The following is a 21,359-nucleotide window of genomic DNA, read 5'->3' as shown; positions in this document are numbered from 1 at the left end:
GACAGGTTTTCCACCGAGAAACCGTGTCGCCTCATATGAAACATTAGACACACACGTAACATCAACTGGTGCCGTCCCGCAGCCGCGCACCAACGATGTTGCTCACCGCCATCGCAGCGACGGTGGTTGTCGTCACCTGGGTAGTAAGCCGTCCGCCGGACACCACCTACGGACGAGCGCCGGTTCAAGACACCCAGCTCGTCGAGAAGCCGCTGATTGGCCTGGGCGGCGGCATTACGGTGCGCGAACTTACCGAGACCACGCCGTTTTCCATGGTTGCGGTAACCGGCGACCTGGGCGGCACCTCGACACGGGTGCGGGCCAGGCGCACCGACGGGTCGTGGGGACCCTGGTACCAAACCGAGTATGAAACCGCCGGGCCCGACCAGGAGAAACCCCGTAGCACCAATCCGGTCTTTGTCGGCACCACGACGGCGGTCCAGATCGCGGTCACCCGACCTATCGATGCACCGGTCACTCAGCCACCACCTGCCGAGGAGTCCGAGCCCCCGAGCCTGGGCTACCGCCCGGCCACCAAGGAACAGCCCTTCGGCCAGAACATCACCGCGGTGCTGATCTCGCCACCGCAGACACCGGCCGGGACGCAGTGGACACCACCAACCGGAGTGACCATGCCGGGCCAGGCGCCGCCCATCATCAGCCGTGCCGAATGGGGAGCCGACGAGTCGCTGCGGTGCGGTAGCCCACAATACGACCGGGCGGTTCGCGGCGCGGTGGTGCACCACACCGCCGGCAGCAACGACTACTCACCCCTGGAGTCAGCGGGAATCGTCAAGGCCATCTACACGTACCACAGCAAGACGCTGGGCTGGTGCGACATCGCCTACAACGCGTTGGTCGACAAGTACGGCCAGGTGTTCGAGGGCAGCGCCGGTGGGCTCACCAAACCGGTCGAAGGCTTCCACACCGGCGGCTTCAACCGCGAGACCTGGGGTGTGGCGATGATCGGCAACTTCGATGACCTGGCGCCGACGCCAATGCAGATCCGTACCGTGGGGCGGCTCCTGGGCTGGCGGTTGGGCATGGCCGATGTCGATCCCAAGGGCATGGTGGAGCTGGAGTCGGCAGGCAGCTCATACACCACTTTCCCCGGAGGCGCTATCGCGACGCTGCCGGCGATATTCACCCATCGCGACGTCGGCAACACCGATTGTCCCGGCAACGCCGCCTATGCCCTGATGGACGAGATACGGGACATCGCAGCGCATTTCAACGATCCGCCGGAGGAGTTGATCAAGGCGCTGCAGGGCGGGGTTATCTACGAGCGCTGGCAAGCGCTGGGCGCGATGAATAGCCTGCTAGGCGCGCCGACGTCGCCCGAATCCGAAGCTGCGGGTGCCGCCCGGTACGTCACATTCACCAAAGGAGCGATGTACTGGTCGCCTGAGACCGGCGCCCAGCCGGTCACCGGTGCAATCTACGACGCGTGGGCCTCGCTGAGCTACGAGCGCGGGCCACTTGGACTGCCAACCAGTGCTGAGATACAAGAACCGCTGCGGATCACCCAGAACTTCCAGCACGGCGTCCTGAATTTCGAGCGGCTCACCGGCAATGTGACCGAGGTCGTAGACGGGATCACGACGCCAGTGACCCCACTTTCAGCGCCGGGCGGTCCGACGGTACCGGCCGAACACTTCTCACTCCCAACACATCCAGCAAATTGAGAGCGGACTAATCTGCGTCCTGTGCCAGAGACGCCCTACTTGACGATCGATCTTGCTCGGGTGCGCGATAACTTTCAGACGCTGCATGCCGTGTTGCCCGAGGCACGTATTCGCTACGCAGTCAAGGCAAATCCCGCCGAGCCTGTCCTACGGCTGCTCGCGGCGCAGGGGGCCGCTTTCGATGTCGCTTCCGTCGGCGAGATCGACGCGTGTCTGAACGCCGGTATTGATGGCAGCCACTTGACCTTTGGCAACACCATCCGCAAGCCCGCGGCGGTGGCACATGCCTATGCGTGCGGAGTGCGACGGTTCGCCTTCGACGGCGAACACGACCTAGCGACGCTCGCTGAGCAGGCTCCAGGAGTAAGCGTGGAATGCCGCATAGCTCCGGCAGTTCCGTCCTCGGTGACACCCTTCGGAGACAAGTTCGGTTGCGCTGCAGCGGATGCCGCAGAACTTCTCGACCTCGCTCAGCAACTGGGTTTGCAACCTGAGGCCATCTGCTTCCACGTCGGCTCCCAACAGCTCGACCCAACAGCGTGGGAACTTGGAATACGCTGTGCAGCCGACATCTACGATCACGTTGACGGTCTCGCAGCGATCAATGTGGGCGGTGGCTTCCCGATCGCCTACGCAGCCGAAGCGCCGACAATCGCAGTCATCGCAGACACCATTATGTCGGCCCTGCGCCGCTATTTCGGCGCTCGCCGGCCGCGGCTGGTCGTAGAGCCGGGCCGCGCGATCGTGGGTTCAGCAGGCGTCATCTGCTCGGAGGTGGTGTCGGTGCGGGCCGGCGCGGATGGACGACGTTGGGTGTACCTCGACATTGGTCGATATGGCGGACTTGCGGAAACCGAGAACGAGTACATCCGGTACCGACTGAGAACCGACCGCGCCGCCGACCCGGTCGCCGATGCGGTGGTCGCCGGGCCGACCTGCGACGGTGACGACGTGCTGTACCAAAGCTATCCCCTGCCGGTGACGCTACGCCCCGGCGACCGAGTCCAGTTCGATGCTGCCGGGGCTTACACCGCGAGCTACGCCTCGGTCGGATTCAATGGATTTCCGCCATTACCAACGCGTTTTGCCCATGCCAACGGTGCCGGCGCACCGGTGCGCGAGATCGTCGAACCGCTGGCGCCCGGGCTTACCCGGAGTTGGCAGCTCGGCGAAATCAGCTGCCAGGTACGTACCGAGTTCCAAGAATTGGTGATCGGACGAACAGCGCAAGGTATTGCGTTGTTCAGTAATGACGAACGCCAGAGCACCGAGTACAGCCAACTCGTCTACCACGAGGCGCTGCTGGTCCCGGCCCTGCTGCTGGCGGACCGGATCGAGCGAGTCCTCGTCATCGGCGCCGGCGAAGGCGTAGTAAGCCAGCTTGCGGTAGCCGCCGGCGCAAAACACGTCGATCACGTCGATATCGACCGCCAAGCAGTGCGGCTGTGTGCCGAGCATCTGCCCTACGGCTACTCGATGGACGAACTACTCAGGGCCGAACAAGGACGCGGCCCAATAGCGATGCATTACCGCGATGGCCAGGAGTTCGCGGATCGGTCTTCCGAGTACTACGACCTCGTCGTAGTCGACCTTCCCGACGAGTGCGAGCACCCAGCCCAGCACAACCGCTTGTACGAAACCGACTTCCTGCGAAGGTGCCGCGCGATCGGTCGGGTCGTCGTGTCCCAGGCCGGCTGCCCAGTCCTGTGGCGTAACCGGACCCTACACCGCGCATGGCGGCGGTTCCGCGAAACATTCGACACTGTCGTCTATTTCGGCAGCGACGAGCACGAGTGGGCCTTTCTGTCCGGCCTTGCTGACAGTAATTCCGAAGACCCTCTCGCAGTTATGACGGCCCGCTTGCCGCGGCTGACCTATCGACCGCAGACCATCGACGCTGACTCGCTGATCGCGGGCACGGTGCCACCCAAATCGCTGCGCGGCTAGAGTGCGTTGTGGTGACCAGGACTGGCAGCGGGACGGTCGGCCTGGCTCGACTGTCACTGACGCGCGGATTGATTTCGGCTGCGACAGCCGCGATCGCCATCGTGTGGCGCTACGCCGCCTTCGTCTTCAGCAATTCAGCGTTTCTGACCGGATTGCTGGACGCTGCCTATACATTGGCGTTTGCGGCCGCCTCCTACTGGTTGACGACCCGCCGCGCCCAGCTGTCGGCGCGTACCTCGATCGTGGCGAGCGGGCTGGTGTCGGCGGCAGTCACCGTGGTGACAGCGCTGCTCACACCGCTGCAGGTGTACTGGTGGCTCCTACTGCCCGCTGTGGTGATCGGCGTCGTGATGGGCGTGAACTACCCGGCCTGGTACTCGCAGCTGCGCCGTGGTCGGGACAGCAATGACCTGCATGGACAGATCGGTCCCTATGAGGCGTTTCGCGTGGTGGCTGTTCTCGCCGGGACCGCGGGTAGCGGACTGGTTGCTCACCTGCTGGGACTGGAGTCCACAACCTTGCTGATCGCGGTCGTCTTCGCTGCGGGCGGCGCGCTGGCGCTGACCTTCCCACAATCTGACGCGGAAGCCCCGCCGGATCGAGAGCAGACAAGCAACCCTGCCTACCACGACCCGGAGGTCCATCACCGGGTGCGGCTCTTGTTTGGGCTGCTGGCCGCCTTACAACTGATGCTGGCTCCGATTGTGGCAGTGACGCCGGTGCTCGCGGTCGAAGCCATCGACGGCGGCATCGCGCACGTAGGCGTATTGTTCGCACTCTTCGGAGCCGGAAGTGTCCTGCAGATCCTCACGACGAGGGCCGCGGCCCTCGGTGTCGGCGTACGTGTTCTGGTGTCGGCTCCCTTGACGGTAATGCTGACCTGCGCCGTGCTGGCGTCAGTTCGTGACACGATGGTGACCGCCGGGCTGTTGATGATCTCGTTTGGCTTTGGGGTTGCGTCGATAGGCACGTTGATCAACGCTGAGATCCAATCGTCGGTGCACGAGTCGGTGCGGGATCAGCGCGTCTCGACACTCGCGCTCATCTTCTCCATACCCTTTGCGGTCGGCAGCGGCCTCTGGGGCCTGGCAGCCGACTTCCTCGCGGTGCCGACCATCGCGATCATTACGACCACCTTGACCGCCGCGATCGCGACTCTGCTCTTGGTCTCCTGGCGGCGAGTGAGCGGCCGGTGGAGCAAATCACGGTAAGCCGGGGGTCTGCGCCAGATAGGCACGAGATGACGAGTTGTTGTCGTGAACGTCCGTGACGAGGAACCCGAGCGCGCGGAGTTCGCCCAATTCCCAGTCGTGGGTGACATAGCAGGTGCCGTTGCCCACGTCGTCGTGCAACACCACCATCCCAGCCGAGCGGTCGGCCCGCAGCTGCGCCAGCCTTTGTCGTTCAATCTCAGATAGCTCTCCGCGCCGGTCGGGAACCGACCGGGCTAGCAGCCACTCCAGTGAATGCGTAGTGAAGTACAAGTAGCCACCGGGTCGCAGCACCCGGGCCGCTTCCTGCAGGATCCGGGCCCGGGTGCGCGGATCTGCGTAGTCCAATCCGTTGAACGAGAAGCAGACGAGATCGAAGCCGCTGTCGGGCAGGGGTAGCTGGGCTGCGTCGGCGACTAACACGGTTGCTCGACCCTGGGTGCGCTCGACCGCGCGTCGGGCCAGTTCGGGAATCAGCTCCACCCCGACATAACGGCCCGCGCGCCACCCGAAGGCGAACCACGTACGGCCCGTGCCAACGCCCAAATCCAGCACCCTCAGTTGGGTCCAGCGGTCCGCGAAGGGCTCCAGTAGGGCACGTTCGTGATCGTCAAGGTCCCAGCGGTCGGGTCCCGCGAAGGATCGTTTAACCGCAGCCGGCGGTTCGGCCGTTCGGGACACTTGCGCACCTTAACATCGCAGGTGGCTAACCACTTTGGGACCGCTGGTGACATTTGCTCTTGCAAAATAATCGATCAGTCAATAATGTCCTAGGGACATCGTGCCATTGGTCACGGTATTAGTGAGGAGAAACCGCCATGCAAGAGAACGATTTTGTCGACGTCAGCGTCTCGCGGACATCTGACGAGAGCACGGAAGCAGTCTGGGCTGAATGGATGTAAGTGTCGATTCCGGAGCCGTCGGCAGCCTCTTTGCCGACGGCCCCGGGATGCCCCGCAGCGCGGAGCGGCTTGCCCGCATCTTCGACGGTGAGTCACCCGTCATAGCCGTTGACCTCCCCGATTTGGTTGAGTGGCTAAACGACGTCGGTATCAGAGCTATCCCGCTTGCCGAGGCAGCTTCCGTTGCTGACGGTGCCGTGGTCGCGGTCAACGCAGCCCCCGATAAGGTTGGGCTTGCGCTCAAGTCACAGCCCGGGGTCCGCAAGATTCATGTCGTCCAGTCCGTACACAGCGGTGATGCCCACATCGTGCGCTACACGGTGGAGAAGTTGCTGGCGTCCGATCCGCTGTCCTGTGTCCGGCGCCAGGACGACATTGCCGCAGCGATCAAATCGTCGGGCGGACATATCTCGTTCACCGGAGACGGCACCGATTTGGTGGTCAGATCCCGTGGCCAGGCCGGATTAATCCACCTCGACGACCCCATCATCAAGCCCGGCGAGTGTTTGTCGGCGCACGCCTTCTTCGAGATCGGGCTGGCAAACCTCAAGGCGGATCAAGACAGCACCTTCCTCGTCGACGGCTATTGCCGGGCCATCGGCATGATCGCGTCCCGTGATCCGGAGTTGCGGGCCGGGCCGGAGCCCGCGGAATGGTCGGAGCACCGCCGCGAGATCTCCCGCCAGGGTGTGGAGCTTCACATCAAAGACAACCAGCTCATCCGGTGTCTTCTCGACGGCCGCGACATCAAAGACGACATCGCCCGGTGGACACGCGACTACGGCCTGCGTATCACCGAATGCTCCATCGGCACCAACCCGCAAGTGCTGGACGGCGCCGACTGGTCGCTGAACTCACTGATGAACGAGGGTGCCCAGGGCATCCATGTTGGCTTCGGCCGACCCATCGACGGCATCCACTTCGACTTCATCTGTCCCGAGGTCGCGCTGGTCGCCGGCTAACCACTCGAGGATGACACCGACTGTTTACGCACTGCAAACGGTGCTGGGAACCACCGATTGTCAGTTGGTGGCCGACCCCGCTCGCCGCGACCCGTGGCTTGCGGACCAGGCTTCCCGATTGCTGTGGCAGCGGTTGCTAGAACGGGCCGCTGAACTCGACATCGACTGGGCGAGCGGGGCGGAAGACTGCCCCGCCCCGCCCCTGGACCTTGGTCCGCTCATCATCAACCGGTTGTCGCCGTTCAATGCGGCCGTGCGTCGGTACGGTGTGCTCGACGGATATCGCAGGATGATGTCGGTAGTAGTGCTTTTGGCAGTGCTGAGCAGCGAAGCGCACCAGCGCGGCGACGCGGTGGGGGCGGCCCGGATCCGCGAGAAGTACCTGATCAACAGGTATGCACGGTATTCCGGCGACTGGTTGCGGCTGGTTCCCGCTCTTGTCGATACCAACGGCTGGCAAGCATTGATGACAGGGCGCGATGGTCCCACCGCCTTGATGCTTCCCGCCGCCGAGACGGTAGCCCGTTGGTATTCGATCGCCCCGGAGCAGGAGGCGTCATCGGCTACCTATCGGCTGGAGCGCGCGATCGCAGGTTGGACCAGCGTGCAGGAACACCTCACCGATCGCACGTTCGCCGGTGGACGTTCCGCCATTCCCCACGCGTAACGTCCGCAGCGATTTCACCAACGGCAACCGGGCCGCAACTATGGTGCGGTAAGCGCGGACGGCAACCCCACCAAGACGCCTTCGATGGCGTCATCGACGTCAACCAACAGACCACGTCCGGGGGGTAAAGCTTGGGCTCGAACGAATCGGTTAATTCTGTTTTGCGGATCGTTGTCCATATACAGCTGAGCCACCTTCGCTGAGGTCTGGAACCTCATCCACGGATCCATCGGCATGGTCGCCCAATTCGCGCTATTGCGCGTGGTGAACACGTGCAGGCCGATTTGGCGGGCACGTTCCATCAGCTTCCACAACGCCGCACCCACCGGTGGCTTAGCGGGGTAAGTCTGCTCCTTACGCAAATCCTGGATGTCGTCGATGAGCACGAAATGCCGGCAGCCTTCCCACGGCTTGAGCGCTCGCAACTCTTCCTGGCTCAAACCTTTGGGAGGCAATCGGGGTAACAAGATGTCGCGGGCCAGCTCGGTGATGACTTCGTCGATCTCATCTTGGTCATAGGCGTACGCCCGCACGTAGCCAGGGCCGTGCAGATCTCGCAGACCGTGCGGGGCGGTCTTCGGGTCGATCAGCGTTAACTGGGCCTCCTCGGGACTGAACCGGCTCATCACCGCCTCACCGATGGCCACCAGCGCCGTAGTCTTGCCGCAGCCCTGACGGCCCAAGACCGTTAACCCGGGGCTCTCCCGCAGGTTGATTGAGACCGGGCCCAGTTGGTGACGCTCACCGATCGCAAACGCAATCGAGAGATCGTCGCCTATCGGGTGCGCGGCTTGGTATTCGAGGATGGCCTTCAGCTGCACCCGCTGCGGCAGGCGCTGCAAGCTAGCGTGCTTGGTCACGCCGGCGACCTCGGCGATTCGCTCCCCAACTTCGGTGATTCCTACCAGCTCACCGGTTTCGGGGTCGGCAAGCGCCGGCATACCGACTCGCAGCTCATGCAGGCTCTCGGTCAATCCAAAGCCCGGGCGGTTCAACGTCCTTCGCGCCGCCTCCCGCGACTCGATCGAGGAGTGGCCCATCTGACTCTCGCTGGGGTCGGCCAGCCGCAACTGGATTCGCGCGGTTACATTTTGGAGCAGGCTTTGCCGCTGGCCGTGAATCCAGCCGCCCGCGCTGACCATCAGGTGCACCCCGTATTCGGGCCCGCGGCTGCTCAGCGAGATGATGCGGTCACCGATCGCGTTGTCCCTGGAGTACAGGTCGTCGTAATCGTCCAGCACCACAAAGACATCGCCGAACGTGTCGTTGGGATCGGTGCCCCCCAGCCCGTCGCTACCCGGGCCGAAGCGGCGCTCACGGAATCCGTCGAGATCAATTCTCGCTCGACGAAACGCTTCTTCGCGCGCATCGATGAGCGCGTCCATCGTGCTCATGATGCGTTCGATGCCTTCGGCGTCCTTGGGTGACACGATGTCGGTGACATGCGGCAGCGACGCGACCTGGGCCATCGTCGCACCTCCGATGCAAAAGAACGTCACTCGCGACGGGCTGTACATCGTTGCGGCCGCGCTCATTAGCGTCATCAGGGTGGTTGTCTTGCCGCGCTGCTTGGCACCTACCACAATGATGTTGCTGCGTAGCGCGTCGATGGCATAGACGACCTGTTGGGATTCTTCGGGGATGTCCATGATGCCGACCGGGAACATCAGCCCAGGATTGTCCCCATAGTCAACATGCCATGGCTTGCCTCGATATCCCGCGACCAACGCATCAACGGTCTCGGCCTCTTCCAGCGGCTCCAACCACGGCCGCCGCGGCGATCGATGTGGCACCTGGCGAAGCGACTCGCGCAACACGTCGACAATCTTCTTCTTCTTGAAACCGTCGTCGTGGTAGAGGAATTCGTCGGGTTCCGCGTCGGCGGCGGCAGCGGCCTCCAAGGCCTCGGCGTCGGCGGGATCCAACGGTTGGTAGTGCCAGTTGTAGAGTCGGGGTTTGGTCAGGGTCATGTCGATGGTCCTGGCCACTTCTTTTTTCTTCGGCACCACGAACGGCGCGGAGAGGTAGAAGCAGCGGAACGGCTCCAGATCACGCGGGCCCACCTTCAGCAGGGCAAAGCCGTTCTCTTTGGACGGCAGGTGGTAGGCGGCGTCCGAACCAATCACTTCGCGGCTGTCATCGCCGGATTCAGCGCGTAGCGCGATCCGAAAAGCAATGTTAGACTTAACTTTCTGCAACGAAGAGAGATCCAGCCGCTGCCCGCCCAGCATGAAGAAGACGTTGGCTCCGCGGCCCTCCTGGCCAATGTGAATGATCAGCTGGATCCACTTCTCGTGGTTGGCGAACAGCTCGAGATATTCGTCGACGATCACCAGCAGCACTGGTACCGGCGGCAAATCGCGCCCGGCTAAACGAATTTCTTCGTAGTCGTTGGCGTCTCGCGCTCCGACCGAGGTGAACAACTCATATCGCTGTTTGATCTCACCGTCGATCACTCTGCGCATCCGCTCCGCTAGATGACGCTCGTCCTTACCGAGGTTGGACAGCGCGGCCACCACGTGGGGGATGCCCAGGATGTCTTGGGCCGCCGATTCGAACTTCATGTCGACGAAGATGACGTTGAACGTCTCCGGTGAGTGCGTCAGCGCGATCCCATAAACCAAGGACAAGAAGAACTCGGACTTGCCGGAACCGCTGGTACCGATCACCACCGAGTGAAACCCGAAGCCGCCGAAGTCTTTTGCGCGCAGGATGATGTTCTGCAGCTCGCCGTTCGGTTTGGCGCCGACCGGGATCTCCGACCAGCGCTCGTCGCCGCGGCCACGCCGTTCGGCCCATAATCGATCGACATCCAACTCCCGGGGGTCGCCGATCCCTAGTGCTCGCAGCAGCTCGGCGGCACCGCTGGTCAAATCCGCAATCTCGCTGCGGCTTGTCGGTGACCACCGCGCCATTGCGCGCGCATACCGATAGGCGCGGTGGATGGATAGCTGGTCGGCGTGGGCGAAGAACTTGCCGCGCGTCCGCAGCAGCGGCGCTAGGCGCCCGTCGTCGTCCTCGCCGCCAGCCCGGTCTCTATCGCCCACCGCGGCAACGGAACCGGCTGTTGTGTGGTCTCTTGCCGCCATCTCGAAGATCTGGTCGGCGCCGAATCCGACACCGGTGCCTACCCGTGAGGCGATGCGCAGCACGGTAATTCCGGCCTTGCCGACCTGCCCGACAACACTTTCCCAAGCCTCCGGGCTGCCGGTGTTGTCATCCACGATCACCAAGTGGGGGCCCAGATCGACGCCGTCGATGCCGTGCCCGGTTTCCAGCGCCGAGCCCGTCGACGTCGGACTGGCCGGCGACAGCGGGGTCCATGCACCACGCTTGCCCTTCATGTGCAACTCTGCGCCGAGCGCGGCCTCCAGCTCTTCGGGTGTGGCAAAGATCAGCCGCCGCCAACCGCACGCATCGAATAGCTCGTCGTGCAGGTTGTGGGGCAACCACACCATCCACGACCACACTTCCGGGTTACGCGTGACGACCATCAATTTGACGTCGCGTGGGTTATGAAACACCGCCAGTGAACACAACAGCGAACGAATCAACGCCCGAACCCGATCCAAGTCCTCACTCGCGAAGCTGAAGCCGGGCGCAGAGCGAAGATTCACCACCTTGGCGATATCACGAATCTTGCGCTGCTCCAAGATGAAATCGCGCAAAGCTTGGCCGGTCACCGGTTCGAGCTCCTCAGCGGAGGATATGTCGGGCCAGGTCACCGACAACACCGAATCCGGTGCATGCTGCACGCCGGTGCCCAGCCGCACCTCCAAGAAGTCGACGTCGCCGCGACAGCGTTCCCACATCCGCGGACCGCCGATGATCGCGCCCAGCCCGCGCGGATCGGCGTGCACCGCATACTGCCAGGACCGTTGGGCACACACCACCGCCTGGATCTCGTCGCGGATGCCGTCCAAGTCACGAAGATACCGGCGGCGGCCCTTTTCCATTTCACCCCAGGTGATCTTGCGGGCCCGCCCGAATCGCCCGGAAAACGCCAGCATGCTGAACGCTCCGATGCCCATCAACGGAAAGAAGCCGGTGGACAAACTGCGCACACCCGACACGTACAGCATGACGATGGTGCCGATCAGGGCCACGATCAGGGCCGGCACGCCGATCATCACCCAAATGTTGCGTGGCTCCCGTTCCGGCAGCGCTATCGGCGCATTTGGTGCTACCCGAACAGGTTTCGGCGGCTCAATTTTGGCGCGGCTAATGGGAAACGCCTTCTTCGACATGCTGTTAACCGCCTGCTCTTGCCGTTGTCGTCACAATGGCCACCTGCCCGAGTGCCGGAACGGTGTCGCGGGCCAAAAGCGCTGCCTCGCGTGACAACGCCGGTCCCGCAGCGAATGTCCGCAGCAGCGGCCACGGCGCTTGTACGGCGTGGGACGGATCGAGTCCGAGCGCGCGTAGCGTCGATTCGTCGTTCGCGATTCCGTATCGCACGCCATTGCCGGATACCCAGAACAACGATTCACGGGAATCGGCGGTGGTCACCGCGCTGGTGGAGGTCACGAAGTTCGCCGCGCCCGGCAGCACCAGGACTTGGTTGGCAACTACGGACGCGGGGTCGCGGTCGTCCCGAACCAAGCGCACGATCCTGCTGTCCATTGACGTAGGGACCGGTAGGCCCCGGCCGTTGTAGACAGCGATGCGGGCCTGGGGATCCGTCGATGCTTTTTCCCACGCCACACATGTGTTCGAATTTGCCGCAGTGTCAACAAAATTCAGCCGCCCGGTCGGATAATACTCCACCGGTAGTGCAGCCACTTGGGGAGTGTTGACCAGCACGTCAGGCGTCACCACACGCGGCGCGGTGGATCCGTAGGAGTTGGCGCTTTGCAGCAGGTCGGCCACGAAGCTGTTGATTTTCTGCACCCCATCCGGCATTAACACATAGAACTGGCTGCCGCCTCCAGCGGTTTGGGCCTGCAGCACCGCACCCACCTGGGCACCTGGCACCCACTTGGACGCGGTTCCTGCCTCGGGTACCTGCGGCACGCGCAGCGGTTCGGTCGCCGGCAGGCCGTCGAAAAGCGCCCGCGAGATCTGCACCGGCAGCGTCACCGCCGGGTCGAGCCCCAAACTCAACGTGACCGCCCTGTTAGTCAGATCGACCTGTGAGCGCTTGCCTCCCCAGATCACATATGTGCTGCCCTCGAATGTCACCAGCACGCCGGCGTCATTGGGCAATGGCGCTGCGCGCCCGCCGCCGGTGGACATGCCGGCGATCGACGTCACCACCGGCTTGTCGCCGCTGCGGGGGCGTCCCGCGGTATCGCACACCGCCCACGCCGAGATAGCGCCAAGGTTCACCGGCATGGCCGGGGGCGCCCCCGGAATGCCAATCAGCGGCCCAGTCGGATATTTAGCAATCTCAGCCGGCTTGACCCACGTTGGTTGGCCCGCCGTACCAGTCGCTAGGCGCGCGGACGTGAAGTTCAGCGCCGGGTATAGCCGGCCGTCGATACGCGCGTAGATCGCTCCGGAATCGCGGTCACCGATGATTGCCGAGTCACCAACAATGCCAGTGGGTTTCAGCACATTCAGCAGCATCATCCAGCCAGCGGCGATGGCTACTAACACCACCGACAGCGCCAGCGCCGCGGTCTGCTTACGATCGTCGTGCTTCATGCGCACCGAGAAGCGTGTTGTCGCTGCCCGCAGCCGGCGGTTGTAGAACAGATGGCCGGAATTCTGGTCCCGGTTGGACAAACTCAGCGGCATTTTTCAATACCCCCTGGGTGTTCGGCGGGGATCGGCCTGTTGGATGCGATCAGCCAGATTCGACGCGTCAGCGGCGACGCCATAGTGTCCGCGAGCGTAGTTGATGAATGCGCACGCCTGCGCTACCAGATCATGGATGTCGGTCGAGGTGCCCGGCTGATGATAGGCAGCGAACGTCGGAGCGATGAATTGCCAAGCGCCTTTGCTCGGCGTGCCCTGGGCAGCGTTTGAATCCCAACGGTTTACGGCGTTGGCGTTGTAATTCGACTCTCTGCGTGCCACCAAATCCATGCCGCGGCTCCATCGAGCACGCGCCATTGGATCGCGAATACCCTTGATATCCAAGGCTTTTTGGATCGCCGCTAGTACCGCCGCACGTCCGGTGGGCATGGTTCCATAGCGCCTTCTTCGCGCTGTCTGCAAGTAATGCAGCCTACGCAGCCGCAGTGCGTGCAGCCGCGCCCGCGCTTTTGACCGCGCAATGTGTCGATGCTGGGCTCGTAGCCGTGCCACCATCCGCACTATCGCCTCACGCCTGCCGAGCGGTGTGTCGACGGACGGCATGGCGTCGGCTCTGGCGGCGACCAGGATTGCGCGTGTCGCGGTGAAGGCGTGGGTGTGATCGGCATGGGCCGCCGCAACGATCTGCGCTAGCTCTGTATCCGTTTCCGTGGACCGGCGCAGCTCGGCCGCTGCGGCGGTGCGCGTCGCAACGGCGACGGGCAAGTTCCGCCACGGCAGCGCGTTATCCTGCGGCGATGTGTCACCGATGCGCGCCTCGACCACGCCGCCGGCGAACAGGCCGTGGCCACGAGACAGAGCCGCTACGGCTTGCGCGCTCAGGGGACTAGTCAACGATTCACCTGCCATCGCTTGGGTGACGGGTGCCGCGGCGCTGGCCACCCCGACTAGGGCGGCTGCTCACCGACTGAGCCGTAACCTGGTCGACCAGCGCCTGCTGGACGGTAGCCACCTTGCACAACCGCGTGGGACACAAACACTTGATCCACTACTCCCGCAACTTCTGGGCAGCGCAACACCGGCGCCTTGGTCCAAGATCTTTGCCCGCGCCCATTGGTCAATCGCCCGGCCGCATCCCTGCGCGATATGGGGGTTCGCTCGTTGACAGCAGGGTAGCCTGCAGGCAGCTGTCTGCGCTATTCGATCGGCCCGGCCCCGATTGGATAATGGCGCCGCGGCCACGACATTACTTCGGCTCACGCCAACCTGCTACTCACCCCGGGCCGCGCTTTGGGCAGGCGGTCGGCTGTTTAACTGTGAATTTTCATACGACAATTTATTCTCCTCAAATGGATTTTGAGTTTGTCGCGCCGGCTCCATCGAGGGCCGCCGGATCCACCGCCAGCGGTGCCATCAGCTCACGACCACATACCCATATTTGTGGCCGCCGCCCCGGTGTAATTGGCGTGCGCGCCTTGCCCCGCCGCCTTCAACTGACCCAGCGCCTGGCGCATCATCTCCTCACCCAGCGCCCAATGCCGGTGCGCCTCAGCATGGGCCGCCGCACCTGCCCCGGTCCACGTCACATGAAGACGGGTTACCAAGGAGTCAATTTCGGCCAGCATGCTTTCGGCATGGCGCCCGAACTCGGCCATCCGCGCCACCGCGTCAGTCAACGCGCTCGGATCCACCCGAAACGGCTCAGCCATCGCCCACCTCACGCAGCGCCTGCGCGGACGCGGACTCGTTCTGCTGATAACCGGCACCGGCCCGAGCTATCGCCTGCGCCAAGATCGACAGCCCCAGCTGGACCTCGCCGGCCCCGCGGTGCCACAACTCCCATGCCGACCCATACGAGCTGCCCGACGCCCCACGCCATCCGCCCAACATGTCGCCTACCTGAGAATCCAGCTCGGCTACCTGCGCCGCAAGATGCTCGGCCGCGCCGTGCAACGACTCGGCGAAACCCTGCATCGCCAATGCGTCTACCCGCAACGTGTCATCCGCGCCCATGGCCGCAACCTAACAACAACACGCCAACGCCACAATTCAGCTGACGCGCTTCGGCCAACGTCATGGGCTTCAACACCAAACTCACCACGCATGTGGTATTCGTTCGTCTGTTAGCTGATCGCCACCCCGCGGCCCGCTGGCGCTTCGTACGTGACCTCGCTCCCCATTTTCGTAACTTTCACTGGCACATTCCCCGCCAGCGCCGCAGAAACGTTTCCTAGCACTAGAAACGAGACCGCGTCATAAGGGAAATACCGAGCTTCCGCTGTTTCTATGATCGCTGAGTCGACGATCATAAGATCACCTAGTCGCCCTTGCTCTGCAAGCTGGTTAATCGCATCAGTCGCGAGTAACCGTGCTTCCTCGAAGCTCGTTTCATTCACTCATGCCCCTTGCGTCAACGGAATACCGTTGCCGAGTAACTCGGCGATGCCGGGCTCACTGCCTCGCGGAAGGCCGCGCTTGACCCAGCCAGTACAGCGGCCCGCACCAGGAACGGCCCGCAGCAGCCTTGCTCCCACCGATGATCGCCGGCTTCCGCGATCAGGTGCGTCAGGTATCGGAGCTGCATCGCACCGCCCGCAGTGCCGCGGCGTTGTGCTGGTCCATGTCGGTAAATTCCGCGGCAGCCCGACACGCGTTGCCGCCGACTGCGGTAAGGACCTGTTGGTGGGCCTGCAAGCTTTTCACGTGCTGCGAATGCGCGGCGGTCACCGCGCCATGAAACGCCTCGGCGGCGGCGAAACCCCCGAACATCCCCGACATCACCGGTCCGCGGCAAAGGTGACCGGCCCCGTCTTGGGCGTGCTCGCCCGCGCGCTGCGAGTCGCTGGACCCCGAGTGCAGCAATCCGGCGTCAACAAACATTCGCGACCTCTCCTCGGGGCATCAAGGCCACCTGACGCATCGGGTTGCGGGCCAGGCTAACTTCAGCCTGTGTGCGGGGGAATTCACCGGTTGGTTAGCGGTCCATTTCACAAGTTGCTGGCCCCATCGGCGGCACCGTCACCGTCGGTGTCGGTCAGCCGTACGTCCCAATGCCCGTCCCCGTCCACGTCGACATAACCGGTCAAACCCTCCCCGCCAGCACACAGCACCCGCTCAGCCATCCCGTCACCATCGGCATCGATCAACCGATCATCTAGCTGGCCCTGCCCGTCGAAGTCGACCAGCGGGCCGCCGGTGTGCTCAACGCCATCCAGCCCGTACCAGCGCACCTGCTCGCCACGAGCAACGGCGACCGCCCACGTCCCCGACCCGTCATCGGTGAAATAACTTTCCGGCGTGCCGTCATTGTCGACGTCCAGGACGGCATGGTCGGCCAGCCCGTCGCCGTCGAAGTCAGTCAGCGCATCGTCGTGCAGGCCATCGCCGTCCACGTCGAGGCCGATGGCATCGAGCTGGCCGTCACCGTCAAGGTCAAGATCGGGCGCACGATTCCACATGGCCGCAGCGCTGTCATCCCCGCCAAGGCAATACTCCATAACCACTCGGACGCAGCGCCCAAGCTAGGGGTTCCGTCGAGATTCCCACCAGGCCAACAGTTCGGCGGTCGCTTCCTCGGTGCTCATTGGCCCGCGGTCCAGCCGCAGCTCCTTGAGGTAACGCCATGCCTCACCGACCTGAGGACCCGCCGGAATGTCAAGCAGCTGCATGATCTGGTTGCCGTCCAAATCCGGCCGCACCCGGGCCAGATCCTCTTGGGCGGCCAACTCGGCGATCCGCTGCTCTAGCCGGTCATAACTGGCCTGCAGTCGGGCAGCCCTCCGCTGGTTACGGGTGGTGCAGTCGGCACGCACCAACTTGTGCAGTCGCGGCAGCAGTGGTCCAGCGTCGGTGACGTAGCGGCGCACCGCTGAATCGGTCCACTTGCCATCGCCGTAGCCGTGAAACCGCAGATGCAGAAACACCAGCTGCGAAACGTCGTCGACCATCTGTTTGGAGTACTTCAGCGCCCGCATCCGCTTGCGGACCATTTTGGCGCCCACCACCTCGTGGTGGTGGAAGCTCACGCCCCCGTTGGGCTCGTGGCGCCGGGTAGCTGGCTTGCCAATGTCGTGCAGCAACGCTGCCCAGCGCAGCGCCAGGTCCGGGCCTTCGTCTTCTAGGGCGATCGCTTGCCGCAGCACAGTCAGCGAATGCTGGTAGACGTCCTTGTGCTGATGATGCTCGTCGATGGCCATCCGCATGCCGCCGATCTCGGGCAGCACCACCTCGCCCATGCTGCTCTGCACCATCAGGTCGATGCCGGCAACCGGGTTGGCGCCGAGCAGCAGCTTGTCCAGCTCGGCGGCCACCCGCTCAGCGCTGATCCGGCCCAGCTGCGGGGCCATCTCTTCGATCGCGGCTTGAACCCGCGAGGCGACGGTGAAGCCGAGTTGCGAGACGAAGCGGGCGGCGCGCAGCATTCGTAACGGGTCGTCTCCGAAGGACACCGTCGGCGCGGCCGGGGTGTCGAGAACCTTGGCGCGCAAAGCCGACAAACCGCCTAGCGGATCAAGGAATTCGCCCGCACCATGCGGCCCGATATGGACGGCCATCGCGTTCACGGTGAAGTCACGGCGCACCAGATCGTCATGCAATCGGTCGCCGAAAGACACCTCGGGACGCCGCGACACCTGATCGTAGCTGTCGGCGCGAAACGTGGTGATCTCCAGCCGGTAGTCGCCGGTGCCGACACCTAAGGTGCCGAACTCAATACCGGTGTCCCACACCGCATCGGCCCAGGGCCGTACGATCCGCTGTACCTGCTCTGGTCTGGCGTCGGTGGTGAAATCCAGATCAGGGCTCAGTCGGCCGAGCAGCGCGTCGCGCACTGAACCCCCGACCAGATACAACTCGTGGCCCGCATCGGCGAACGCCGATCCGAGTTCGCTAAGCACGACAGCGTGCCGATTGAGGGCGACCGCGGCCGCGGTCAGAAGTTCGGCATCCTGGACGGTTTCGGGCACGTTCGATCAGCCTAGTCGGGCGACTCATCACATCCGAGCGGGCCACAACGGCCCGCGCCCTAGCCCTACACCTCCGGTCACCGTCTGCGGAGTCATCGCGGACGCGTCACCCGCACCCAGCGCCCGCGAAGCTGCGAACCGCGGCTAACCGGCGAGTACACCCAGAAGACCTGCTCGTGCCAGCTAATATCGCTTGGGTGTCGGAGGGCGAACAAGCAAAACCACGTCGACGCCGGGGCCGGCGCCGCGGGCGTGGCGCTGCGGGCACCGCCGAGACGAAGCATGCCAGGGACAGCCAGCCAACCACCGATGCCACCACCCAATCCCAACCACCGGGCCGCCGGCCATCTCGGCTACCACGCCGCGGCCGGCCGGACCGCCTGCGCACGGTCCATGAGACATCGGCCGGCGGGCTGGTCATCGACGGTATCGACGGTCCCCGCGAGGAGCAGGTGGCCGCGCTGATCGGACGCATCGACCGGCGCGGACGCATGCTGTGGTCGCTGCCCAAGGGGCACATTGAGCTTGGCGAGACCGCCGAGCAGACCGCCATCCGTGAGGTCGCCGAGGAGACCGGAATCCGCGGTAGTGTGCTGGCCGCGCTGGGTCGCATCGACTACTGGTTTGTCACCGACGGCCGCCGAGTGCACAAGACGGTCCATCACTATCTGATGCGTTTTCTGGGCGGCGAACTTTCCGACGACGATCTCGAGGTAGCCGAAGTGGCCTGGGTGCCAATCCGGGAATTGCCGTCGCGGCTGGCCTACGCCGACGAACGTCGCCTGGCCGAAGTGGCCGACGAGCTGATCGACAAGCTGCAGACCGACGGCCCGGCCGCGCTGCCGCCGTTGCCGCCCAGCTCGCCCCGGCGACGACCGCAGACCCACTCGCGCACCCGTCACGCCGAAGGCCCCCCGCCGGGCCGGAAGAACGGTCACGGGCCCGAGCCGTGATCGGGTTGCGACTCTCTTGGGTCGGGTTATGGCGTATTGCCGCCGTGATCGGCATCGTGGCCGGTTTCTCGGCGGTTCTCACCATCCCCGCCGCCGCGCCGCGTGCAACCGCGGGTGAGCCCAGTGCGACGCCCTTCGTGCAGGTCCGTATCGATCAGGTGACCCCCGACGTCGTCACCACCACCAGTGACCCGGTGATCACCGTTAGCGGCATGGTCACCAACATCGGCGACCGCCCGGTCCGTGACGTCATGGTCAGGCTCGAGCACGCCTCGGCCATCACATCGTCGGCCGCCTTGCGCACCTCGCTCGACGGCAGCACCGACCAGTACGAGCCGGCCGCGGATTTCCTCACGGTGGCTCTCGAACTACAGCGTGGGCAAGGGGCCGGCTTCACTCTGACTGCCCGACTGCGCTCACTGACCAAGCCCTCATTGAACGTCGACCAGCCCGGTATCTTCCCGGTTCTGGTCAACGTCAACGGGACACCGGACTATGGTGCGCCCGCCCGGCTCGACAACGCCCGATTCCTCCTACCCGTCGTCGGAGTACCACCAGACCGGGACGCCGACTATTCCTCCGCTGTTGCGCCCGAAACCACTAAGCCGCTATGGATCACCATGCTGTGGCCGCTGGCCGATCGCCCCCGGCTTGCCCCCGGCGTTTCCGGCGGCACTATTCCGGTTCGGCTGGTCGACGACGACCTCGCCAATTCACTGGCCAACGGCGGCCGACTCGACACCCTGCTTTCTGCGGCCGAGATCGCCACCAGCCGCGACGTGGACCCGGAGGGAGTCGTCAGCCGTGCGCTGTGCCTAGCCGTGGACCCGGACCTGCTGGTCACCGTCAACGCAATGACCGCCGGCTACGTGGTGTCCGATTCGCCCGACGGCTCCGCTCAGCTACCCGGCACCCCGGCCCACCCAGGCACGGGGCAGGCCGCAGCGAACCTCTGGCTAAACCGATTACGTGCGCTGGCCCACCGGACCTGCGTGGCACCGCTGCCCTACGCACAGGCCGACCTGGACGCCTTACAGCGGGTCAACGACCCCGGCCTGAGCTCGATCGCCACCGTGACCGCCGCCGAGATCGTCGACAAGATTCTGGACGTCAACTCGGTGCGGGGCGCAACGCTGCTACCGAACGGCCCCTTGACCAGCCGGACAGTGAACCTGCTCAGTACCAACGACGGCATGGTGGCGATCGCAGCGGCTGACTTTTCCGCACGGGACTCCACCACCGGTGCCGCGGCCAGCGCCGACATCACACCGCGGCGGTTGTCCCCTCAACTGGTCGCCGCACCGTTCGACCCTGCTGTCGGGGCGGCGTTGGCCGCGGCGGGCACCAACCCGATTGTTCCCACCTACTTGGACTCCTCATTGTCGGTTCGCATTGCTCACGATTCGACCACCGCACGCCGTCAGGATGCCCTGGGCGCCATGCTGTGGCGCAGCCTGTCACCGGATGCGGCGCCGCGAACCCAGATCCTGGTGCCGCCGGGGACGTGGGATTTGCAGGGCGACGATGCTCAGTTGATCTTGACCGCGCTGGCCACCACTATTCACTCCGGCCTAGCCGTGCCGCGGCCGCTACCGGCGTTGATCGCCGATGCGGCAGTCCATACCGAGCCTCCCGAGCCCCCCGGGGATTATGGGTCCGCGCGGGGCCAGTTCAGCGACGACATCACCGCACAGATCACAAACCAGGCCGCCCGCTTGTGGAAGCTGACCGCTGCGTTGACCACCGATGACCGCAGCGGGCTGACCGGCGCGCAGTACACCGCTCCGCTACGCGAGGACATGCTGCGGGCGTTAAGCCAATCGGTACCTCCCGATACCCGCAACGGGCTGGCGCAGCAGCGGCTGGCCGTCGTGGGGGCAACCATCAACGACCTATTCGCTGCGGTCACTATCGTCAACCCGGGGGGCTCCTACACCCTGGCCACCGAGCACAGCCCCCTACCGTTGGCGTTGCACAACGGACTGGCGGTACCAATCCGGGTCAAGCTTCAGGTCGACGCGCCGCCCGGGATGACAGTGACTGATGTTGGCCAAATTGAACTGCCGCCGGGCTATCTACCGCTGCGGGTGCCGATCGAAGTGAACTTCACCCAACGGGTCGCCATCGACGTCGCACTCAAGACTCCCGACGGCATGGCGCTGGGCGAGCCGGTGCGCTTGTCGGTGCATTCCAACGCCTACGGCAAGGTGCTGTTCGCGATCACTCTCACGGCGGCCGCGGTGCTGGTGACGCTGGCGGGACGACGGCTTTGGCATCGCTTCCGCGGCCAACCCGACCGCGCTGACTTGGACCGCCCCGACCCACCCCGCGTCCGACACATCGCCCAACCCGACCAACGCAGCGCGGC

General features: G+C 64.4%; 17 protein-coding genes. 7 read left to right on the top strand and 10 right to left on the bottom strand.

The features are described from left to right. Nucleotides 1-68 precede the first annotated feature (68 nt). From F0Q45_RS15230 to F0Q45_RS15215, 3 genes are read left to right on the top strand one after another with little or no spacing between them, the layout of a single operon-like run. On the top strand, nt 69-1,685 hold the full coding sequence (locus tag F0Q45_RS15230) for an LGFP repeat-containing protein (protein WP_188112964.1): 1,617 nt from the start codon (nt 69-71) through the stop codon (nt 1,683-1,685). 21 nt (nt 1,686-1,706) lie between these two features. Further along, the gene (locus tag F0Q45_RS29345) at nt 1,707-3,632 is read left to right on the top strand and encodes an alanine racemase (RefSeq protein WP_262491021.1); all 1,926 of its coding nucleotides are present in this window, start codon (nt 1,707-1,709) and stop codon (nt 3,630-3,632) included. An 11-nt stretch (nt 3,633-3,643) separates the two neighbouring features. Next, complete coding sequence (locus tag F0Q45_RS15215; protein WP_188112963.1) at nt 3,644-4,843, top strand: MFS transporter; 1,200 nt, start codon at nt 3,644-3,646, stop codon at nt 4,841-4,843. Here F0Q45_RS15215 and F0Q45_RS15210 read toward each other — a convergent pair. Continuing rightward, nucleotides 4,835-5,524: a class I SAM-dependent methyltransferase gene (locus F0Q45_RS15210; protein WP_149654730.1), complete on the bottom strand. Its 690-nt coding sequence runs from the start codon at nt 5,522-5,524 to the stop codon at nt 4,835-4,837. The genes F0Q45_RS15215 and F0Q45_RS15210 overlap by 9 nt on opposite strands. Nucleotides 5,525-5,735: 211 nt before the next feature. Here F0Q45_RS15210 and F0Q45_RS15205 point away from each other — a divergent pair, with 211 nt between their 5' ends. Beyond that, nucleotides 5,736-6,707, top strand: a complete 972-nt coding sequence (locus F0Q45_RS15205; protein ID WP_149654729.1) for a hypothetical protein — start codon at nt 5,736-5,738, stop codon at nt 6,705-6,707. Between the two features lie 10 nt (nt 6,708-6,717). Then, nucleotides 6,718-7,374, top strand: coding sequence for a hypothetical protein (locus tag F0Q45_RS15200; protein ID WP_149654728.1), 657 nt, complete (start codon nt 6,718-6,720; stop codon nt 7,372-7,374). A gap of 38 nt (nt 7,375-7,412) precedes the next feature. Here F0Q45_RS15200 and eccCa read toward each other — a convergent pair whose 3' ends face one another. The 9 genes from eccCa to F0Q45_RS15155 form a co-directional block, all read right to left on the bottom strand. After that, nucleotides 7,413-11,621 (bottom strand): type VII secretion protein EccCa, encoded by a 4,209-nt coding sequence (eccCa, locus tag F0Q45_RS15195; RefSeq protein ID WP_149654727.1) that lies wholly within the window; start codon nt 11,619-11,621, stop codon nt 7,413-7,415. A 4-nt stretch (nt 11,622-11,625) separates the two neighbouring features. Then, complete coding sequence (eccB, locus tag F0Q45_RS15190) at nt 11,626-13,113, bottom strand: type VII secretion protein EccB (RefSeq protein WP_149654726.1); 1,488 nt, start codon at nt 13,111-13,113, stop codon at nt 11,626-11,628. A 3-nt stretch (nt 13,114-13,116) separates the two neighbouring features. Continuing rightward, entirely contained in the window at nt 13,117-13,983 is an 867-nt protein-coding gene (locus F0Q45_RS15185) for a transglycosylase SLT domain-containing protein (protein ID WP_262491022.1), read from the bottom strand. Between the two features lie 509 nt (nt 13,984-14,492). Then, nucleotides 14,493-14,783 carry a WXG100 family type VII secretion target gene (locus F0Q45_RS15180; protein WP_188112962.1) on the bottom strand — a complete coding sequence of 97 codons (291 nt, stop codon included), beginning with the start codon at nt 14,781-14,783 and terminating at the stop codon, nt 14,493-14,495. Beyond that, nucleotides 14,776-15,087 (bottom strand): WXG100 family type VII secretion target, encoded by a 312-nt coding sequence (locus F0Q45_RS15175; RefSeq protein ID WP_149654724.1) that lies wholly within the window; start codon nt 15,085-15,087, stop codon nt 14,776-14,778. The genes F0Q45_RS15180 and F0Q45_RS15175 overlap by 8 nt, the downstream gene beginning before the upstream one ends. 110 nt (nt 15,088-15,197) lie before the next feature. After that, complete coding sequence (locus F0Q45_RS15170; protein ID WP_149654723.1) at nt 15,198-15,470, bottom strand: hypothetical protein; 273 nt, start codon at nt 15,468-15,470, stop codon at nt 15,198-15,200. A 169-nt stretch (nt 15,471-15,639) separates the two neighbouring features. After that, entirely contained in the window at nt 15,640-15,954 is a 315-nt protein-coding gene (locus tag F0Q45_RS15165) for a DUF2563 family protein (RefSeq protein ID WP_149654722.1), read from the bottom strand. Nucleotides 15,955-16,061: 107 nt separating this feature from the next. Continuing rightward, a complete protein-coding gene (locus F0Q45_RS15160) occupies nt 16,062-16,571 on the bottom strand; it encodes a pullulanase (protein WP_149654721.1) in 510 nt (169 codons plus the stop codon). 24 nt (nt 16,572-16,595) lie between these two features. Then, nucleotides 16,596-18,038: a CCA tRNA nucleotidyltransferase gene (locus tag F0Q45_RS15155; protein ID WP_149654720.1), complete on the bottom strand. Its 1,443-nt coding sequence runs from the start codon at nt 18,036-18,038 to the stop codon at nt 16,596-16,598. A gap of 197 nt (nt 18,039-18,235) precedes the next feature. Between F0Q45_RS15155 and F0Q45_RS15150 the strand changes: the two genes are divergently transcribed. Then, nucleotides 18,236-18,991, top strand: a complete 756-nt coding sequence (locus tag F0Q45_RS15150; RefSeq protein ID WP_149654719.1) for an NUDIX hydrolase — start codon at nt 18,236-18,238, stop codon at nt 18,989-18,991. Further along, on the top strand, nt 18,988-21,359 hold a 2,372-nt coding region (locus tag F0Q45_RS15145; RefSeq protein ID WP_149654718.1), incomplete at its 3' end, for a hypothetical protein. The genes F0Q45_RS15150 and F0Q45_RS15145, both read left to right, overlap by 4 nt.

It is taken from the genome of Mycobacterium simiae (assembly GCF_008370645.1).
GTDB classification, from domain to species: Bacteria; Actinomycetota; Actinomycetes; order Mycobacteriales; family Mycobacteriaceae; genus Mycobacterium; species Mycobacterium simiae_A.
This window is presented reverse-complemented; position numbering and strand designations above follow the sequence as displayed.

Coding starts and splice junctions, on each gene's coding strand:
- F0Q45_RS15205 (WP_149654729.1), top strand. CDS start 5,736: ATGGATGTAAGTGTCGATTCCGGAGCCGTCGGCAGCCTCTTTGCCGAC.
- F0Q45_RS15200 (WP_149654728.1), top strand. CDS start 6,718: ATGACACCGACTGTTTACGCACTGCAAACGGTGCTGGGAACCACCGAT.
- eccCa (WP_149654727.1), bottom strand. CDS start 11,621: ATGTCGAAGAAGGCGTTTCCCATTAGCCGCGCCAAAATTGAGCCGCCG.
- eccB (WP_149654726.1), bottom strand. CDS start 13,113: ATGCCGCTGAGTTTGTCCAACCGGGACCAGAATTCCGGCCATCTGTTC.
- F0Q45_RS15185 (WP_262491022.1), bottom strand. CDS start 13,983: ATGGCAGGTGAATCGTTGACTAGTCCCCTGAGCGCGCAAGCCGTAGCG.
- F0Q45_RS15180 (WP_188112962.1), bottom strand. CDS start 14,783: ATGGCTGAGCCGTTTCGGGTGGATCCGAGCGCGTTGACTGACGCGGTG.
- F0Q45_RS15175 (WP_149654724.1), bottom strand. CDS start 15,087: ATGGGCGCGGATGACACGTTGCGGGTAGACGCATTGGCGATGCAGGGT.
- F0Q45_RS15165 (WP_149654722.1), bottom strand. CDS start 15,954: ATGTTTGTTGACGCCGGATTGCTGCACTCGGGGTCCAGCGACTCGCAG.
- F0Q45_RS15160 (WP_149654721.1), bottom strand. CDS start 16,571: ATGGAGTATTGCCTTGGCGGGGATGACAGCGCTGCGGCCATGTGGAAT.